At 54.8% G+C, this 17,809-nt stretch carries 16 protein-coding genes; 7 read left to right on the top strand and 9 right to left on the bottom strand.

Features of this window, described 5'->3' with window-relative positions:
- Positions 1 to 144: 144 nt before the first annotated feature.
- The gene (locus tag DPRO_RS12285; protein WP_097012306.1) at positions 145 to 2,070 is read right to left on the bottom strand and encodes a TRAP transporter permease; all 1,926 of its coding nucleotides are present in this window, start codon (positions 2,068 to 2,070) and stop codon (positions 145 to 147) included.
- A 225-nt stretch (positions 2,071 to 2,295) separates the two neighbouring features.
- Positions 2,296 to 3,264 (bottom strand): TAXI family TRAP transporter solute-binding subunit, encoded by a 969-nt coding sequence (locus DPRO_RS12280; protein WP_097012305.1) that lies wholly within the window; start codon positions 3,262 to 3,264, stop codon positions 2,296 to 2,298.
- A gap of 437 nt (positions 3,265 to 3,701) precedes the next feature.
- Here DPRO_RS12280 and DPRO_RS12275 point away from each other — a divergent pair, with 437 nt between their 5' ends.
- Both DPRO_RS12275 and DPRO_RS12270 read left to right on the top strand, forming a co-directional pair.
- The gene (locus tag DPRO_RS12275; protein ID WP_407681410.1) at positions 3,702 to 4,445 is read left to right on the top strand and encodes a substrate-binding periplasmic protein; all 744 of its coding nucleotides are present in this window, start codon (positions 3,702 to 3,704) and stop codon (positions 4,443 to 4,445) included.
- Between the two features lie 82 nt (positions 4,446 to 4,527).
- Positions 4,528 to 5,277, top strand: coding sequence for an RNA methyltransferase (locus tag DPRO_RS12270; protein WP_097012303.1), 750 nt, complete (start codon positions 4,528 to 4,530; stop codon positions 5,275 to 5,277).
- Between the two features lie 587 nt (positions 5,278 to 5,864).
- Here DPRO_RS12270 and DPRO_RS12260 read toward each other — a convergent pair.
- The 5 genes from DPRO_RS12260 to dinB form a co-directional block, all read right to left on the bottom strand.
- Complete coding sequence (locus DPRO_RS12260) at positions 5,865 to 6,476, bottom strand: MotE family protein (RefSeq protein ID WP_232005577.1); 612 nt, start codon at positions 6,474 to 6,476, stop codon at positions 5,865 to 5,867.
- 31 nt (positions 6,477 to 6,507) lie between these two features.
- Positions 6,508 to 6,948, bottom strand: a complete 441-nt coding sequence (gene fliJ, locus DPRO_RS12255; protein ID WP_097012300.1) for a flagellar export protein FliJ — start codon at positions 6,946 to 6,948, stop codon at positions 6,508 to 6,510.
- Between the two features lie 43 nt (positions 6,949 to 6,991).
- Positions 6,992 to 7,165, bottom strand: a complete 174-nt coding sequence (locus tag DPRO_RS20335; RefSeq protein ID WP_173806788.1) for a hypothetical protein — start codon at positions 7,163 to 7,165, stop codon at positions 6,992 to 6,994.
- An 89-nt stretch (positions 7,166 to 7,254) separates the two neighbouring features.
- A complete protein-coding gene (locus DPRO_RS12250) occupies positions 7,255 to 8,496 on the bottom strand; it encodes a hypothetical protein (RefSeq protein WP_232005576.1) in 1,242 nt (413 codons plus the stop codon).
- A 125-nt stretch (positions 8,497 to 8,621) separates the two neighbouring features.
- A complete protein-coding gene (dinB, locus tag DPRO_RS12245; RefSeq protein ID WP_097012298.1) occupies positions 8,622 to 9,797 on the bottom strand; it encodes a DNA polymerase IV in 1,176 nt (391 codons plus the stop codon).
- 152 nt (positions 9,798 to 9,949) lie between these two features.
- On the opposite strand from dinB, the gene truA reads away from it, so the two are divergent.
- Positions 9,950 to 10,693 carry a tRNA pseudouridine(38-40) synthase TruA gene (gene truA / locus DPRO_RS12240; protein WP_097012297.1) on the top strand — a complete coding sequence of 248 codons (744 nt, stop codon included), beginning with the start codon at positions 9,950 to 9,952 and terminating at the stop codon, positions 10,691 to 10,693.
- A 324-nt stretch (positions 10,694 to 11,017) separates the two neighbouring features.
- On the opposite strand, the gene DPRO_RS12235 is transcribed toward truA, so the two are convergent.
- A complete protein-coding gene (locus DPRO_RS12235; RefSeq protein ID WP_097013740.1) occupies positions 11,018 to 12,229 on the bottom strand; it encodes an IS256 family transposase in 1,212 nt (403 codons plus the stop codon).
- A gap of 282 nt (positions 12,230 to 12,511) precedes the next feature.
- Here DPRO_RS12235 and DPRO_RS12230 point away from each other — a divergent pair, with 282 nt between their 5' ends.
- The 4 genes from DPRO_RS12230 to DPRO_RS12215 all read left to right on the top strand — a co-directional run bounded on the left by DPRO_RS12230 (position 12,512) and on the right by DPRO_RS12215 (position 16,394).
- Positions 12,512 to 13,450, top strand: coding sequence for a hypothetical protein (locus DPRO_RS12230; protein WP_097012296.1), 939 nt, complete (start codon positions 12,512 to 12,514; stop codon positions 13,448 to 13,450).
- 197 nt (positions 13,451 to 13,647) lie between these two features.
- Positions 13,648 to 14,937, top strand: coding sequence for a multiheme c-type cytochrome (locus DPRO_RS12225; protein WP_097012295.1), 1,290 nt, complete (start codon positions 13,648 to 13,650; stop codon positions 14,935 to 14,937).
- Between the two features lie 9 nt (positions 14,938 to 14,946).
- Positions 14,947 to 15,597, top strand: coding sequence for a hypothetical protein (locus DPRO_RS12220; RefSeq protein ID WP_097012294.1), 651 nt, complete (start codon positions 14,947 to 14,949; stop codon positions 15,595 to 15,597).
- Positions 15,594 to 16,394: a formate dehydrogenase subunit gamma gene (locus tag DPRO_RS12215; protein WP_097012293.1), complete on the top strand. Its 801-nt coding sequence runs from the start codon at positions 15,594 to 15,596 to the stop codon at positions 16,392 to 16,394. The genes DPRO_RS12220 and DPRO_RS12215 overlap by 4 nt, the downstream gene beginning before the upstream one ends.
- Before the next feature lie 316 nt (positions 16,395 to 16,710).
- Here the strand turns inward: DPRO_RS12215 and DPRO_RS12210 are convergent, their stop codons facing one another.
- Positions 16,711 to 17,778: an IS5 family transposase gene (locus tag DPRO_RS12210; RefSeq protein ID WP_097010253.1), complete on the bottom strand. Its 1,068-nt coding sequence runs from the start codon at positions 17,776 to 17,778 to the stop codon at positions 16,711 to 16,713.
- Between the last annotated feature and the right edge of the window lie 31 nt (positions 17,779 to 17,809).

The following is a 17,809-nucleotide window of genomic DNA, read 5'->3' as shown; positions in this document are numbered from 1 at the left end:
CCACACACGACCAGCAGCGCGCCGCATTGGTTGAGCGTCCAGTCAATTCAATAGGTTGGACCAATTTTACGTATTTCGCCCTTTTTGACGCGAAAAGAGGCCCGGCGCAAACCGGACCTCTTCGATTACTTTGTTACGCTCCATTTATGCAGGAGAACCCCCAAGCATTCGCCTGAGAGGCGCGAACCATATTCCACTGAGGAACCATGCGTACACAAAAACACAAACCGTGATTATCGAGAACCAAATCGCTATCTGTGTTGGGGATGCCGACAGTGAGAATGCCGGAATATACGCAAACAGGAACGGGGCCAGATACAGGAACTTGGCGAACTTGAACGAGGTGAACGCCGTCTTCCACATATTGGCCTTGGCAATGGTCGCCCCGGCGAATGCAGCGATACAGACCGGCGGCGTGATATTGGAATCCTGCGACAGCCAATAGACGATCATGTGTGCAGCGACTTCGTTGACACCAAGGTGGGTCAAGGCAGGAACCGCCACAACCGCCGTGATCAAATAGGCTGCGGTGACCGGCACGCCCATACCCAGCACCAGCGAGGCCAGTGCGATGAGCAAGATGGTGGCGACCAATGACCCATGGGCCAGCTCGATAACGATATCAGCAAAAGTCAGCACCAGACCGGAATAGGTCAGCACGCCGATAATGATACCGATAACGCCGACCGTGGCGCCGATCTTCAGTGAGTTGATGGTTCCCATGCGCGCGGCAATGACGAACTCGTTCATTTCACTCTTCATCCCCGACAATGTCTGACGGCGATAGGCAAACAGCGCGGCTGCAGCGATCAAACCGTACAAAAGCAGGATACGACCGGACAGGAACGGCTTGACCGCAGCCACGGCCTCCTCGCCTCCGACGTATCCAATCATTTTGACCAGCCACGGACACAGCACCATGAACGACATGACGCACAGCAATGTGGGATCAATACCATTGTCCCCATCCTTGAACGACAGGCCGACACAGATAGCCAGCCCGATGATGGCGGAATATCCCGGAGAATATCCGGCCAGCATGAAGATGGTGATACCGACCAACGGCAGTGTGTACAGCCATTCGTTGCGGAAAATCTCCATAGCCGAGTATTTGTACCGCTCACCCACCACGTTGTCCTTCTTGGCTTCGTAATGAACCATGACGAAAACCGAGAAGAAGTACATGATCGCCGGGAAAATGGCGACCAGCATGATGTGCGAATACGGCAGGCCGGTCATCTCCGCCATGATGAACCCACCCGCGCCCATAATCGGGGGCATGAACATGCCACCAATGGATGCCGCGGGTTCGATACCACCCGCCACATGCGGTTTGAATCCGGCCTTCTTCATCATCGGGATGGTGAATGCACCGGTTGAAACCGTATTGGCGATGGCCGAGCCGGAGATGGAACCGAACAAACCCGATGCGATGACCGACACCTTGGCCGGGCCACCGATCTTGTGGCCCACCGCTGCCAGCGGGAAATCGATGAAGAACCGCTGCGCACCGCATCGTTCCAGAAACGCGCCAAAGAGCACGAACAGGATGATGTAGGTGGCAAGCACGTTCGCCATGATACCGAAGACACCGTCCGACCGATAGAAGATGGACGTGCACAACTCGGGGAACGTAGCCCCGGCATGGGCGACGAGTTCGGGCATCTGCTCGCCATACATGCCAAAGAGAAGCATGGCGACGCCGATGATGACAAACACGTTGCCGACAACGCGTCGAGCCAGCTCGACACCGATGAGCACTCCGACCATGGCCATCCACTGATCCACTTCGGTTTCGATCCCGGTCCGATAGTTGATGGCCTCAAAATTCATTATCCAATAGCCGACCGTCACCACCGACGCTGCCATCAGCAGATAATCGATGATGCGGAATATGCCCTTGGATTGGTAAATCATGAAGACGAGAAAATACGTGACGATCACGTACACCCCGCGATGGTACTGGGTTGCTGCAGGTTCAAAGACGGCGGACCATGAATAGAACAGGACCATGCCCACCGACAGGAAGTCGAAAAGGAATTGCTCTAGTTTACTTAATTTTTCATACATCTCGCACTCAGTCTGCCCATTCCGGGCGATGCTTGCGACCCTGGGACTCCGGCACCCGGCACCGCCGCCGAGTACGTTCCACTACAGGAAACTCTCTCTTGCACGAAGCGAGTCGCGAGGAAGGATTGACTGGCAGGCCGGACCGAACGGTTTCCGGCCTGCCCCCTTTGTCGTCGGGCGGCCCGGCAAACCGGACCGCCCGCTATGATGCATCAGGATGGCAGGCTACTTGAGAACGCCTTTTTCCTTCCAGAACTTGATCGCACCGGGGTGCAACGGAGTGGCAGCAGGATTGACGCCCTTGAGACCGTCAGCAACGGACATGGCCTTGAAGGTCTTCTTCTGGCCGACCATGTGCTTCAGGCCTTCTTCGGACCAGACGGCAGACATGAGTTCGTATACGTGGTCGGGATTGACCTTGGCATTGGCAACCAGCAGCGCGGAGTCAAAGAAGGACGGGGTGTCCTTGTCGACGCCACGGTAGGTACCGGCGGGAATGGTCAGCTTGCCGAAGTAGGGGTATTCTTCGAAGTACCCGGAATCAGCGGCATCCTTGCCGAGGTCGATGAGATTGATATCGTTGGTCTGGGCAGCCATTATAACCGCACCGGACGGGAAGGCGGTCAGCAGCCAGAAGGCGTCGAGCTGTTCGTTACCGAAGGCCTGAGCAGCGTCGTTGTAGCCCATGGCGTTTCGTTCGATCTTATCCCAGATGCCCAGGTGGGTGAAAAAGCGCTCACAGTTGGCAAACGCACCGGAACCGGCATTGCCGACACCGACTTTCTTGCCGGCCAGGTCCTTGGCGGATGTAATACCGGAACCTTCACGAACAACGAGCTGGGCCGGAGCACCGTACAAATAACCGACGACCAGTACGTTTTCATACTTGCGCGGGTCGTTCTTCATCTTGCCGTTGCGACCAAGGAAAACCTCACCGGCGTAGACAGTGGAAAACGCCACGCGTCCAGCGTTGGTGGTACGCAGGTTCTCAACGGAACCACCGGAAGACTGGGCCTTGACCGAAAAGTTGGGATTACTCTTAATAGGACCGTAAACCTGAATGCCGTTGGCAACAGTCTGAAATGTTCCACCGGCGGGGCCGCCGCCGAAGACGTAACGTTTTTTGGCTTGAGCAGTGAACGCCATGCCGAGAACAACGGCAAGCGCCAAGACCAGGATGAGAATCCGTTTCATGTTTCCTCCTAAAGGACCGCAAAAAGGTTAATATGGACCGCAACTAAATTACCGGGAACGTTAATTACCCGATAAAAACACCTCGAAGGAGATTTCTCCATTCTGTCTGAACTTATGGCATATTTTCACTATTGCCGCAACGCATATTTCCAATTTTGCTATCGTCAACGCCTGATTTTATTAGCGTTTTGTTATCATTACCCTTTTTTTGACTGACGGGTCAGTCGAGCTTTTTATGTCGGGATTATTGATCATTTATTCATCGGTTCGCGTCTATTGATGATTATCTTTCTTGAAGAATTCACACCCATATAGTAATACCCCTTAGATTCCAGGAACTTTTAGGATGTCGTAGAGCGGCACCATTGGCGGAGAACGTCTTCAGAAGTAAAAAAGCACGCTTGAACCTTATTGCTCTGGCCGCATTCATCACACTCATGGCGGCCACCCCTGTTTCTGCCCAAACTCTGGTGCTGACCAATGGAGAATGGCCTCCGCTTTTTTCTGAACACCTACTTCATGGAGGTGTTGGAAGCCGTATGATCACAGAGGCCTTTGCCCAAAGCGATATACTTGTCGAATACGACTATGCACCATGGAAGCGCGCACTGGACCTCGCAGCGCATGATGACCATCATGGCTCGGTCGGTTGGCGCAAAACCAAAAAACGACAGCGATACTTCCTGTTCAGCAAACCGCTATTCACAGTGGATACGGTCTTCTTTTACAATAAATCCCGTCCATTCGACTGGGCACGCATTGAGGATGTTGGTCATTTGAAAATCGGGGCCACGCTGGGGTACACCTATATCGACCAGTTGAGGGCAATCACCAGGCAGCACGCCGGAAAACTCGAACTGGCCCCTTCGGACGAGGTCAATCTTCGCAAGCTCATTTCCGGTCGGATTGATGTTTTTCCCTGCTCCAAGAGTGTGGGATGCTTCATTCTTAACACGCAAATCGGACTCCCCAGCGCAAAGACGATCACCTACCATCCCCAACCATTACGAAGCGGCCCAATTTACCTGCTTATTTCCAAGAACGTTCCCAACGCACAAACGCTCATCGAACAATTCAACACAGGGCTACTCAAACTCAAGGAAAGCGGGCGTTACGATCACATAATGCATGACTGCATGAAAGACCTGGAAAAGCTCAGTCCAACAAAGATCCGACAGTAGTGTCTCCTTTTGACATCTCGACGTCTTGGGGATACATGGCGTCGTTCCGTTTTTTTCACCCGATCCGTTACCCGGAGGAAATATGCTTGAGAATCTCGCCGTGGTCCTGTTCCGGCCCAAGTTCCCGGAGAATGTAGGAAGTGCCGCCCGTGCCTGTCTGAACATGGGAGTCACCAACCTCATTCTGGTCGATCCGTACAATTTCGATATGGACAAGGCCCGCCCGCTGGCAACGGCCCACGCCAAGCACGTTCTCGAAAATGCGACCATCGTCGAGACCCTCCCGGAAGCACTCGAAGGATTCACCTCGGTCTACGGCACCACCGCACGTACCGGCGGATGGCGAAAAGGCATCATGACCCCGTCCACCCTCTCGGATGTCGTCAATGACCGGCTGCGGTCCGGCGGCAAGGTCGCCATTGTTTTCGGCCCGGAAGACAAAGGATTGACCAATGAGGAGACCAGTCTCTGTTCCGGTCTGATGACCATCCCGACCAGCCGCGAAGGCACATCCCTGAACCTTGCCCAGGCTGTGGTCGTTGTTTTGTACGAGTGTTTCAAGAAGTCTCTGGACAAGCCTTTTGAGGCTGACGGACCGCCTCAGGAGCGCCCCACCACCGTTCAGGAGCAGGAAGCTCTTTTCTCCAATCTGCAGGAAAGTTTGCTGGCCATCGATTTTCTCAAGGACGACAACCCCGACTATTGGATGTTACCTGTTCGGCGGTTCTTCTCAAAAATCAATCTCAGACGGAACGAGTTCAATCTGCTCATGGGTGTTTGTCGCCAGATTCAATGGTTTGTGCGTACCTACGGCCCGGACAAGAAGAAGTAGTCTTCGTATCCGGTAGATATATAATAGGAAACCGCCTGTGGCGGATTTGATAGATGATTACGCCTCCGGCAGCCAAAGGGCTATACCCTTTGGAAACCCGCTGTCGCCGTTGGCAAAGGGTGGTCTCTTTTCAGGTTGCAGCCAATCAGCAAGCAATAGCCTCCGCCGAAGGCGCTACAGGGGATGCAAGGGCGCAAGTCCTTGCCCGCCGGAGGCGAAGTCACCTGACAAATCGGCGCAAAAGCGCCATTCATATTCTGATTTCCACGCCATCAAATCAAAATGGGAAACCGCCTGCGGCGGATTTGATGGATGATTTCGCCTCCGGCGGCCAAAGGGCTATACCCTTTGGAATCCAACTGTCGCCGTTGGCGAGGGTGATCTCTTTTCAAGTTGCAGTCAGTCAACAAGCAATAGCCTCCGCCGAAGGCGCTATAGGGGATGCAAGGGCGCGAGTCCTTACCCGCCGGAGGCAAAGTCACCCGACAAATCGGCGTGAAACGCCCATAATCTGATTTCCCACAAAAAAAAGCCACCCTGCGAACAGAGTGGCCTTTCATCATTTCTATACTCAACTGATATCAAACTTATTGCTGCCCATCGTCCATGAAAGGAATCTGCAATTCGGTGAGCTTTTCCGACAGCTCGGCGGCCTTCTTTGCTTCGACAAAGGAGAGAATCTCGCCAGCCTGACGGCCACGCATACCGGAAAGAACCTTGACGGCCAGATCGGTTTCCATGGTCTGCAAAATCTCGGCAGCCTTCTTGGCCTTGGTGTTGGAGATCATGTCAACCAACTGCTTGACGCGCTTGTCCTTGATGCCCTTGGCTTCTTCCAGCATCTGCCGCATCTCGGCATGCATCTTCTCTACCCGGGCCGCCTCGGCCTTGATGGTGGACTCCAGCTCGCGCAGGGTACGCTCCTTGATGGCAAGCTCCTCTTCCTTGCGTTTGAGAGCTTTCCACTCCTGGGGCAAATCCTTTTCGGTCCGCACGTCCTCTGCTGCCTTGTCGGCCTGTGCTTCGGCTTCCTTGGCACGATTCGCCTGAGAATCTGCCTTGTCAGCTATGGGCGTATCGGCTTGCTGATCGCCTTCAGCGGCCACAGCCACACTGGGCAGCGCTTCGGGCATGACGGCTTCGACAACTTTGAGCGTCACGGAATCGACACTGACCATGCCGAAAACAGCGATCTTCATCAAAGCGAGAAATATGAGACTGATCAGAACCTTAGAAATCTTGAGATTGGAACCGAATGGTTGCCATCTCGTCGTTTTCTTTTTCTTCGCGCGCACTTTGTTCTTCATGATGCTTCTTGGCTTGGGTTTGTTTGAGCTTTTCCAGCAGCTTCTTGTCCCGAGAGCGGTCGACCGCTTCCTGGCGGCGTTGATGCAAATTGAGTTCCAACCGACTCAATTCCATTCGTTCCCGCTCGATATCCTGTTCGAGTGCGGTCTTGAATTGTCGCCAAAGCCACATGTCGTTGGTGGATTTTCGGGACTTTTCTTCGTTGTCCATATGCTTCGCCAACTGGCTCTGAAGCCCGTGAACCTTGGCTTGCTGGGTATCATGGGCTGCCTGCGCAGCAGCAAGAGCGGCCTTGGCCTGATCTTCCAACTGCGCCCGGTAGTCCAGCACCTTGTCGAGTTTGAATGAAAATTTCTTTGCCATATCATGACTCGCCACACATCACCCGAAGGCGAAGAAGCGTCTGTTATTTGGCACCCTGTACAGCCGTACCGGCCAGTCCACAGTACCCTTTCTCTTTTTCGTCGTCGGCCCAACGCCACATCATGCACATGGTGGTCTGGCACATCTTCATCTTATCGTCGGCAGTCTTGAGCAATGGGCAAAATTTGAATTTGGCTTCGCTTTCTTCGATGATCATGATCACTCCTCGCTAAAAAATTGACGGCGCACCATATACACGGTGCGCCGTCAATGTAACGTCCATTGCAGCCATTGGCTAGAGGCGTATTAGTTTTTCGCGTCGGCCACTGGCGACGACGTGAGGTCAACCAGGGTTTCCATGCCGAGCATGGCCTTGAGCTTTTCCAGATACAGAAGGGATATTCGCTCTTCTTTGTCCAACACTTCGGCATATCCGCCGTCAGCGATGATCTTGGAGTATTCCTTGCTGGAAAGCTTGGGGTTGTCCTGAAAGCGCAGTTCAAAATTTTTGGCGTACTGGGCGATGTATTCATCCACCTGCGGGCCGGTCAATTCCTCGACCACACGCATACCTGCTGCCAGTTCCTCCGGTGTCAAATCCGGGCTTTCCAGCACCTTGGACATGCTGCGAACATAACGCAGAGTACCATCGTAGATGTGCTTGCGCTTGACGACGTTCATCCCGGCCCAACCGGCCTTCAGCCACTTGAACAGGAAGGTGGACCCCTTGCGGGTGGCTGCATCGTGCTCGACGTAAATCAGTACGGATGCCGAATTATACATGAACGTGTCCATCCAGCCGATCAGTCCACGATTCAGGCCCTCGATACCGGAATAGAAGTAATCCCACTCCTGATCATTGATGATGGCGCCCTTGCGACCGACATCGGACTCGTCATCCTGCAGGGATACGGAAATAATGACGTTCTTTCCCTGATACTTCACCAGATTGATCAACCGGTTGATATCATAACGAAAGTACGCTTCACCAAAAGAATCAGGGGTGCAGGCTTCAAATTCCTTGCCGCGGGTCTGAATGGGAGCTTCAAAGGAATCAAGCTCCTCCCACAGGGGTGTTTTGCGCTGCAGGAACTCGCTGTCAGGATACCAGCCCGAGAGTCGCAATACGGCAGGGCACAGCAGGAAGTTCGGAATATCCGGGTTGTAGAAGTATCGGGTGATGGTATCCATGTCGGCATTGATGCTTTCCCGCAGGCAGATGCCGTTGCCGGAAAAGCGCTTGGCCGGTTTGATATCCTTGGGGTCTTCGGTACCGTTGACCACGAAATCGAGCATGGGGTCGAGCTTGGCCATGTCGATCTGGATCGACGGGTCCTCAATCATGGCGAAAAGGTGGTCAAGGCTGGCCTCAATGTCATCGGCAAGCGGCTCAGGATCTTTGGCCAGCTTGACGTCAAACATCCCCTTTTCCTCATCGGTTTCGGCCATGGCCGGACCGGCAAGGATCAAAGCGGAAAACGCCGCAATAAAGGCAATAAGGGAGACACGGACGTACATAACGTCTAACAATTTATTATATTTCATCATACTCTATGGATTTGTTAGCAGTGAAAGGATTGATCAAAACGCGCTGCTCTTTACTATGTAGTAATCTTTATACCGGTTGGCAAGCGAATTAGGCAGCTTTACGCGGCGCATTTCGGCAGCACTGCTTACTTCTTGTGCTTTTTCATGGACAATAATTCCATGCGGGTGACAGCTCCGGAACCGAACCGCTGTCTGACGGCATCAACCGCCCGATCCAATTCGCTGGTCTGCTCCACGGTTTCAGGCGCATCCTCGAATAGTGTGATCTGGCGCACCTTGCCCTCGAAATTGGACACGCCCACGCCGATGAGCCGAACCGCCCTGCGCAACTCGACCTGAGCGAGCAATTCGCACGCGGTCTCGAATATGACGGTGGTGTTGTCGGTCCTGGCGCTCAAAGTCTTGGAGCGGGTGATTTGCTTGAAGTCCGCGAACTTGACCTTGAGGGTCACGGTTCGCCCTTTGTATCCGTGTCGCCGCAGATCGCTCCCGACCCGCTCGGACTGGGCCAGCAGCCACTTCGTCAATTGCCCCCTGTCGCCGGTATCCTCGCTGAACGTGTTTTCAGCACTACAGCTCTTGGCCGCCGAGGTGGTGACCACCCCGTTGGGATCAATCCCCCTTGCCCGGTCGTGCAATGCCCCGCCGTATTTTCCCAGCCGCTCCTGCCAGAAGGCGCGATCATGCTTGAGGATGTCGCCACAGGTTATAACCCGATACCGATTCAGTATCTGCAACAGCTTCTTTCCGACCCCCGGGATTTTCTTCACCGGCAGGGTGTGCAAAAAGGGTTCGACCTCGTGGGGCTGGATAATGAACATGCCGTCGGGTTTGTTCATGTCCGAGGCAATCTTGGCAAGAAATCGGACCGGTGCCGCGCCGACCGAGCAGGTCAGTCCGGTCACTTCCTTCATTCGCGCCTTGATCTGCCTGCCAAGCTCATCGATGGGACCGAAAAGGCGCTCCAGCCCGGTTCCGTCGAGGTACGCTTCATCCACACTCGCCTTCTCCACTGTAGGCGAAAATTCCTGCAACACGCCCATGGCAAGGGCCGAAATCTCCTTGTATCGCTTCATGCGCCCGGGAACGAGAATGATGTCCGGGCACAACTGGCGCGCCTTGACCACGCTCATGGCGGAACGGACGCCGAACTTGCGCACCTCGTAGCTCGCGGCAGAGACCACGCCCCTATCCGAGCTACCGCCCACGGCAACAGGCTTTCCGCGAAGCTCCGGGTTGTCCATCTGCTCCACTGAAGCAAAAAAAGCGTCCATATCGATATGGAGAATCCACGTCTGCATGGCGACAGTTTACGACGGAGCGAGGCAAAAGTGAACCGCCTTCCATCCCCTTTATCCCATTGCTGACAACACGATTTTCGAATGTTTTTTCCGCTTCAAAAAGCACCCGCTCTCGCGTAAGTAGACGGCATCAACGGCAAGGACAGGATAAAATGGCCCGCATCAAACTCACAGTCGCCTACGACGGCACCGACTTTTCCGGCTGGCAACTCCAGCCGCGCCAGCGAACCGTGCAGGGCGTCGTGGAAAAAGCGATCATGAAAATCACCCATGCGCCGGCCCGGGTTCATGGGTCGGGCAGAACCGATTCCGGCGTGCACGCCATGGGACAGGTGGCTCACTTCAATTGCGACGACCACTGGTGCTCCATTCCCTGGCAGCGAGCCCTCAACGGTCACATGCCCAAGGATGTGCGCATCCTGCATTCCGAAGTGGTGGATGACGATTTCCATGCCCGCTATTCGGCCCGGGGGAAAGTGTACGAGTACACCCTGTGGCACCATTCCGCCTTCTGCCTTCCCCAACGCAGGCGGTTTGTCTGGAACTGCGGCGATGTTGATTTCGAGACCATGGAATCAGCGGCGGCGATTCTCCTTGGCACCCACGATTTTGCCGCGTTTCAAAATGTCGGGACCGTGGTGAAAACCACGACCCGCACCATCACATCCATCAGCCGGCGCCCCGGCATTACCGAGCACGAAACCATCTGGCGATTCGAGGCAAACGGCTTCCTCAAGCAGATGGTCCGCATCATCATGAGCTGTCTGGTGGCCTGCGGCCGTGGCAAGCTTTCCGTCGAAGAGTTACAATTGATCCTTGAGTCTGCCGACCGTTCAAAAGCTCCGGCCACTGCTCCGCCCCAAGGATTGTCCCTCATTTCGGTTCACTATCCCTGATATTTTGTCACGCAATTGCAACAATTCCAAACAACCTACGCTTCCCTTTTCATGTAACGTCTCGTGAAGACTCAACACTTCACGACCACCATGAGCATACTCAAGTACCAATACTGCCCCCACTGCAAAGAAAAAACCTACCACCGCTACCAGAACAGCCTCCGCTGCCGCTTCACACCAAAAGACTGCTGGATATGCATCAACTGTGAAAAAGGGAAAAGCAAAGACCGCCTGTTCGATTACTCCCGCCCCCAGCCAGTTGTGTCCCGTCAAGTGGTGTAATTCCGTCTTAGCTCCCAGGGTTACTACCTTCCTTTCGATCCCCTACGCGGCCTCTTCCAGGCCCAGCTCCCCCCGCGGGGGGAGCTGGGGCCGGGCGGCGTTGAGTTTGGCCATTGAGGCTTCGCTGATATAGCGCCGGGCCTCCATCCACTCCTCGTTCTCTTCGATCAGTACGGCGCCAACCAGGCGCTCCAGCGACCTCTCGTCAGGGAAGATGCTGACCACTCGGGTGCGGGCCTTGATTGTCCGCATGAGGCGCTCCAGCATATTCGTGGAGTACAGTTTGCGCCAATGCTCTGGTGGAAACGCCATGTAGGTCAGCACCTCGTCCTCAGCCTCCTCCACGAGCTTTGCCACGTCTGGAAATTTAGGCTCAAGCGCATCGACCACATTGCGCAGTTCCCTACGGGCCTCTTCCAGGGTGGGCTGGGCGAAAATGGTCTTGAGCAACGCGGACACCATTGGCTGATAGCGCTTGGAAACATGAGCCAGCATGGAGCGCATGAAGTGAACGCGGCAACGCTGCCAGCTTGTTCCGGAAAAAACTTCGGTGATGGCCCGCTTCAAACCTTCATGGGCATCACTGACTATCAGTCGGACGCCCTGCAACCCACGGCTGGTCAGATCCTGCAGGAAATCCCGCCACAGGAGATAGCGTTCTCCCATCGTGGGCTCCACTCCAAGCACCTCACGGTGGCCGTCCATGCGTACGCCAACGGCCACCAGCACCGCCATGCTTGTCACGCGGCCTTCCCGGCGGACCTTCTCGTAGCGTGCATCCACAAACACATACGGGAACTCGCCCTCCAGGGGGCGGGACTTGAACGCCAAAACCTCAGCCTCGATGTCCTGGACCATGCGCGAAACGAAATTCTTGTCCATCCGCTCGATGCCCATCTGCTGGCACAATCGTTCCACACGGCGCGTGGACACGCCTTGGACGTAGGCTTCCTTGATAACGCCGATCAGGGCCTTCTCGGAGCGCCTGCGGGGTTCCAGGAACGTCGGAAAATACGACCCCTCGCGGAGCTTCGGGATGTGCAGATCAATGTCGCCGACTCGGGTCGTCCACTGACGCTCCCGGTAGCCATTGCGGTGCGTGTTCCGCTCCGCCTTTCGTTCGCCGTAGCCGGCTCCAGCTATTGCGCTCACCTCAGCCTCCATCACTTCGTGCACGATCGCCGTGACCATCTCACGCAGCCAGTCGCCGTGGGACTCGACGAAAATCTTGTCGAACCCGTCCCGACCTGTCATTCTCTTCTCAGGCATGCCGTTCGTTCCTCCTTCGGGCTTGTTTTAGCTACAAAACCCTATGGAACGAACGGCGGCCTCTTTCAAGACCTTGAGGCTTTACCCCCAATTACACCACGTCGTGGGACACTACCCCCCAGCCTTTATGATCCATGTCCATGAAATCAGTTACAGGCAACACGCTACTCATGGACATATTAAAAATATCTGCTATACGAAAACATGGTTATTTTCATGTGAGTTTAACCGGATCACCTATCATCATAAGAATGAAGGAAGTCGGCCATGTTTTCACGACAGACCACAGTACCGCAACTGACGCTGATCTTATTGGTAACGTTTTTTTTCATACAGGCAGCAGAAAGAACCGGACATGCTCAGGACAAACGACCGGCCGATGTCTACCAACTGACAGCTCAACTCGCACAGGAAGTGGACAAGTTACGCTGGTACATGGGTCGTCCGGTCAACGAACAGGCCCCACCTGTTGTGACCGATGTCTCTCCACACGAGGTATACTTCCAGGCAAAACTGCTGGTCCGAAAATCGTCTAAACTCTCCTTTGAATTAACTTTTGGGCAACACACAATGCCTGCAACACCAATTGGACAAATAAAGCCCCGGGATGTGTACGAACTGGTCCGAATTTCCAGCTCGCAAATTCGACAAATTGCCGAAGAGCTCAACCTGGAGGACTTGCTTGCACCACTTCCGCCCCTTGATCCAACCAAAACCCCCACTGACGTTTTCAAGCTCGTTGTCCAGACAAGCCGACAGTTGAACCTGCTCATCTACCGAAATATTTCTCCCTCGGACGTCTACCAGACCGTCACCACTGCCATCAGCTACACCGACGTCATTCTGAACACACTGCCCAATCCTCCTACCCCTCCCCAGGCAATACCCGTCACTCCGGGCAAGCGACCGGAAGACGTATTCGCTAAACTTCATGAAACCTATGGGCGTATTGAGACCATCGGCAAAAAAATGGGGCTCGACATGATGACCCTCGAACGCTGGACCAACAGCAAGGACATTCAACCAAGTGACGTTCTTGACCTGGCCTCAACGATCGTCGCCGGTCTGGCCCATATCCATGAGAACACCAATGGTGCAGACACGCCGCACCCCATTCGCTGGCAACACGGCATGTTTCCATCGGATGTCTTCAACCGGGTTCTTGTTCTAGAGTCACAATTGGACAAGATCGAGCAGCGACTTTGAGGACACGGGACGAAATCCCCACTTCTGCCTTCGGGCTACCGGTCATTGCCTCGGTTCAATACGTACTCGAGACGAATGGTTTTCCCCTTCTCTGCTGAGGAAAGCGCAACTGTCGCCGCCCCTCTTTATAATGCCTGTTGCTGTTCCACCGTGTTAGTATTTACCCGGATCAGTACAATCTACCGTAGGGGGTAATTATGAGGCGAAGGTATCGAGCATTCTTGTGTGCGACGTTCATGGTTGTCCTGTTCTGGGGCTGCACGCCTCAGGAGCCTAAAGTTGACGTGGACGCGATCACTGCGCAACCCAAGGAATTTGTTGGATCGGAAACCTGTAAAATGTGTCACCTTGAACATTACGATTCATGGAAGATCACCAACCACAGCCGCATGGCTCAGGATGTCACCATGAATATGGACGCCTTCATCGTCGACATCGATGAAAACGACATCAAAGCCGATTTTGCCAAACTTGAAGCCGCCGGCAAACTCAAGAAACCAGTCGATCAAATCTATTTCCCTAAAAAAGAAGACATCAAATTCACCATCGGCAATGAATGGAAGCAACGCTACATCGTCGAAAAAGACGGTGTACTGTACATCACGCCCATCCAGTTCAATACCGAAACAGGGCGCTGGGTGAATTATCACGAACACGACTGGGACAAGCGTCCATGGCTGCTCAAGTGTGGTGGCTGTCATACCACCGGCACCAAACTCGACAGCAACGATCCTTCCAAGGGCACATTCTCGGAACCCGGTGTTGGCTGTGAAGCGTGTCACGGAGCAGGCTCCTGGCATGTTGCTCTGCCCAAGACTGCCGTATTCGAAAAGCGTGACACCATTGTCAATCCGGCCAAGCTACCCCGCGGCACCGCGGTTCAGATTTGCGGCAGTTGTCACAACCGCGGCAAGTCCACCATGCAGAAAGGCGCTGGCTGGCCGGTTGGCTACACTCCTGGCAAGGCCCTTGAACCCTACTACATCTCCACCTCCTATGCTGCGGGCGACAAGAGCCATGTCTACCCCAACGAATTTGCCAAGAAGCATCATCAACAATACATCGACTGGCTCCAGTCTGAGCACCGGCGCGAAGGCGTGACATGTACGTCCTGCCACTCGGTCCACCAGCTTGGAATGCCCGCATCCCGTTTCATGACCAAGGAAACCGGGTCAAAGTCCTGCATGAACTGTCATGTGCAGACCAGTCAGAACATGGCCCACTCCATCCACTCCTTTGCCAACTGCGTTGGCTGCCATATGCCGAGAATCGCCCAAAGTGCTGAATCTGCCGATATTCACAGCCACGTATTCAAGACCCTGCTCCCATCCGAAACGCTCAAGAATCCCGAAGTACCGAACTCCTGTCAGACATGCCACCAGCACAAGAACGACAACCTGGAAGAACTGCAGAAGCGGTTTGAGATACTGGCCTCTATGCCTGTGCCCAGAGGCAAGGAAGTGGAGCCTGTGAACGCCTACAAATAGGGGGCGGTCATGCGCTACATACCGACAATTGCCCTACTGCTCCTGACAAGCACCCTCCTCGCGCTGCCGTGTGCAGCACAGGAGGAGCTTGCCGGTTCCGACCGCTACAAGATGCGGGAGTCGAGCACGGGCTACTATGAAGAATATGAGGTCAGACCCGGTCGCGGCAGCCCATTCAATCAGTGGAATGCTGACACGCGATCCGTGGCTGCCGGAGGACGCGCCCCTGCTGCAACGTACGCGGCAGATGCACACGCTCTGGTGCCGAATTACCGATATCAACGGTGCGAGAATTGCCACAAGGCCGCCGCGCTCAACAACCGGCATGTCACCCGCAAGGGCATCACCTGTCGGCAGTGCCATGGGCAGGACCCGATTGCCGGGATCAACCACTACTTCTCTCCCTTCAACCCCATCCGCAGGCATGCCATGGTCTGCGCGAAATGCCATCAGGGGGCAAGCGGTTCATTCGCCATGTATGTCGTGCATGAACCGTCACCTCTGCAGGCCGGAACCATGGACAGCTTCCCGGTTCTCTACTGGGCGGCCTGGATCATGGTGATCATCGCCATAGGCACCTTTGCGCTGTTCCTGCCACACACCGGTTTGTGGATGGTGCGCGAGTTGTTCGTCCGCAAGCGCAAGGGAGGTGACGAATGAGACTGAAACGATTCACCCCGACACAAAAAGCGTTTCACGCTCTTCTGATGTTGTCCTTTCTGATCCAGTCCGTCACGGGAATGGCCAGGATGTACATCGAGACATCGTGGGGGCAAATGCTTGCAAACACTTTGGGCGGCTATGACAACAGCCTTGTCATCCACAAGGCGGTCGGCATCTTCATGCTCATCCTGTTTGTCTGCCACCTGATCTACGCAATATTCATCCTCTCCACCCGCAAGCTGGCCAAAGAGGACTCCCTGATGCCGGGAAGAAAGGATTTCCGTCAATTCCTCTCGCACATGCGCTGGATGATCGGCGGTCAGGCTCCCCGGTTCGATCGCTGGGGATACTGGGAGAAGTTCGATTACTGGGCGGTATTCTGGGGCATGGTCGTGCTGGGTGTGACCGGTGTCATGCTGTACTCACCTCTGGACACCTCGCAGTACTTCAAAGGCTGGAGCCTCAACGTCGCCTTGTGGGTTCACCGCATAGAGGCGGCACTGGCCATGCTCCATGTCTTTCTCATCCACTTCGCCATTGCCCATCTTCGCCGACACAACTTCCCCATGGACCGTGCCATGTTTTCCGGCGACACCGATCTCGAATCGGTCGAGGAAGAGCGTCCCGCCTGGATCGACAGACTTCGTGTCACTGGAGAGCTTGACCAGCGCATCGTGACGGATGCTCCGGTCATCTCGATAGTCCTCTCCTCAATCATCGGCCTGAGCGCAGTGGCTATGGGCATCTACCTCGTTGTGGGAGGCATCTTGAACATCAACTTCGTCAACTGGTAACCCAACTCTACAGCACGAGGCCCGGAACAGAGGGTGTTCCGGGCCTTTTTTGTTTCTGCTTCTGGGTAAATTAAATAGAATCCTGTTTTTGTTGACTTTATATTCTAAACAGGAGAATTCATATGCCCTTATGCATACAACAAAGCACTTTCTACAATTGTCGGTTTTTCGAGACCTCTGCGCATCCCCTTTTCGCGTCCGTGCCTTGCGCTCCGCACCCAATTTGATGTTCTGACCGCACCCCAGCTTGGGCTCATTCCCGGCCTTTTCCTGCCATTTCTGGCCGAAATGCCGGATTTTGGACGCACCTCTCCCTTCAGGCTCGCGCCAGTCGAACAGCTTTTTTCAAATTGAACGCCATGGCGAGGATGTGGAACTCTCCCTCCACCTTCTCACGACCCACGTATCGGGACCGAAAGAATGCGTAGCCACGTTTGAGTGTGCCGAAGGCCCGCTCGACTATTTGCCGAATGCTGCTGATGTCACGGTTGCGGGTCTTTTCGAAGTCTGTCAGCCTGCCGCCACGAGGCGTCTTGTCCATGGTTCCGTCCTCCAAATCGCGATCAAACAGAATGTCCCGGTTCTTCCCGCTGCAATAGCCCTTGTCCGCATAAACCCGTGCGCCGGGATCAAGGCCGACGCCATTCACGAGCCGCTCGAATTCGCCCGTGTCCGAATGGTTCGCGGGAGTGATGTGACCACAGAGCAGAAACCCGTCTCGACTGTCCGTCGCGGCATGGAGCTTGTAGCCGTAATAGGCCCGATTTCTCTTGCGGAGCCAGGCCGCCTCCTCGTCATCCGAATAGCTGACCCGGCAGTCCACCGGCCCATCCTGTTCTTCGGCGTCCTCGGAACGGTCCTCAGGCATCACGTCGATAACCTTGCGCGGCCGCCGCTGCGACTCGACTACCGAGGCGTCCACCACGGCTCCCTCACGGACAAGAAGCCCTTGTCCTTCAAGCTGGCGGTTAAGCATGTCGAGCAAGGAGTCCAGCACCTTCAGGCGGATCAAACCGTTACGGAAACGGCATATGGTGGTCTCGTCCGGCACGTCGTCCTCGATGGAAAAACCGGTAAATCTGACAAAGGAGAGCCGGTCGAGCAGCGCCTGCTCCACGCCCGGATCACTCAGGTTGTACCAACGCTGCAAGAGCAGAATCTTGAACATCGCCAGAGGCGGATAGGCGGGATTGCCCACGGCGTTGGCCTTGCGCCTGATCTTCTTGCACAGAAAGGCGTTGATGGGCTGCCAGTCGATGAGTTCGTTGATCTCATCCAGAAATGTGGTCTTGGTTCTGCGGTGCCCCAGGAAGTAATCACCCAACCGAGGTCCTTTCTGCCGAATAGCCATGCCTTCCTCCTTTGGATGGAGAAATAATAGCATAATAAATCAAATAGTTAAAGAGTAAAAGTGT

This window comes from Pseudodesulfovibrio profundus (genome assembly GCF_900217235.1).
Lineage (GTDB): Bacteria > Desulfobacterota > Desulfovibrionia > Desulfovibrionales > Desulfovibrionaceae > Pseudodesulfovibrio > Pseudodesulfovibrio profundus.
The sequence above is the reverse complement of the archived record's forward strand: the minus strand, read 5'-3'. Positions and strand labels throughout refer to the sequence as shown.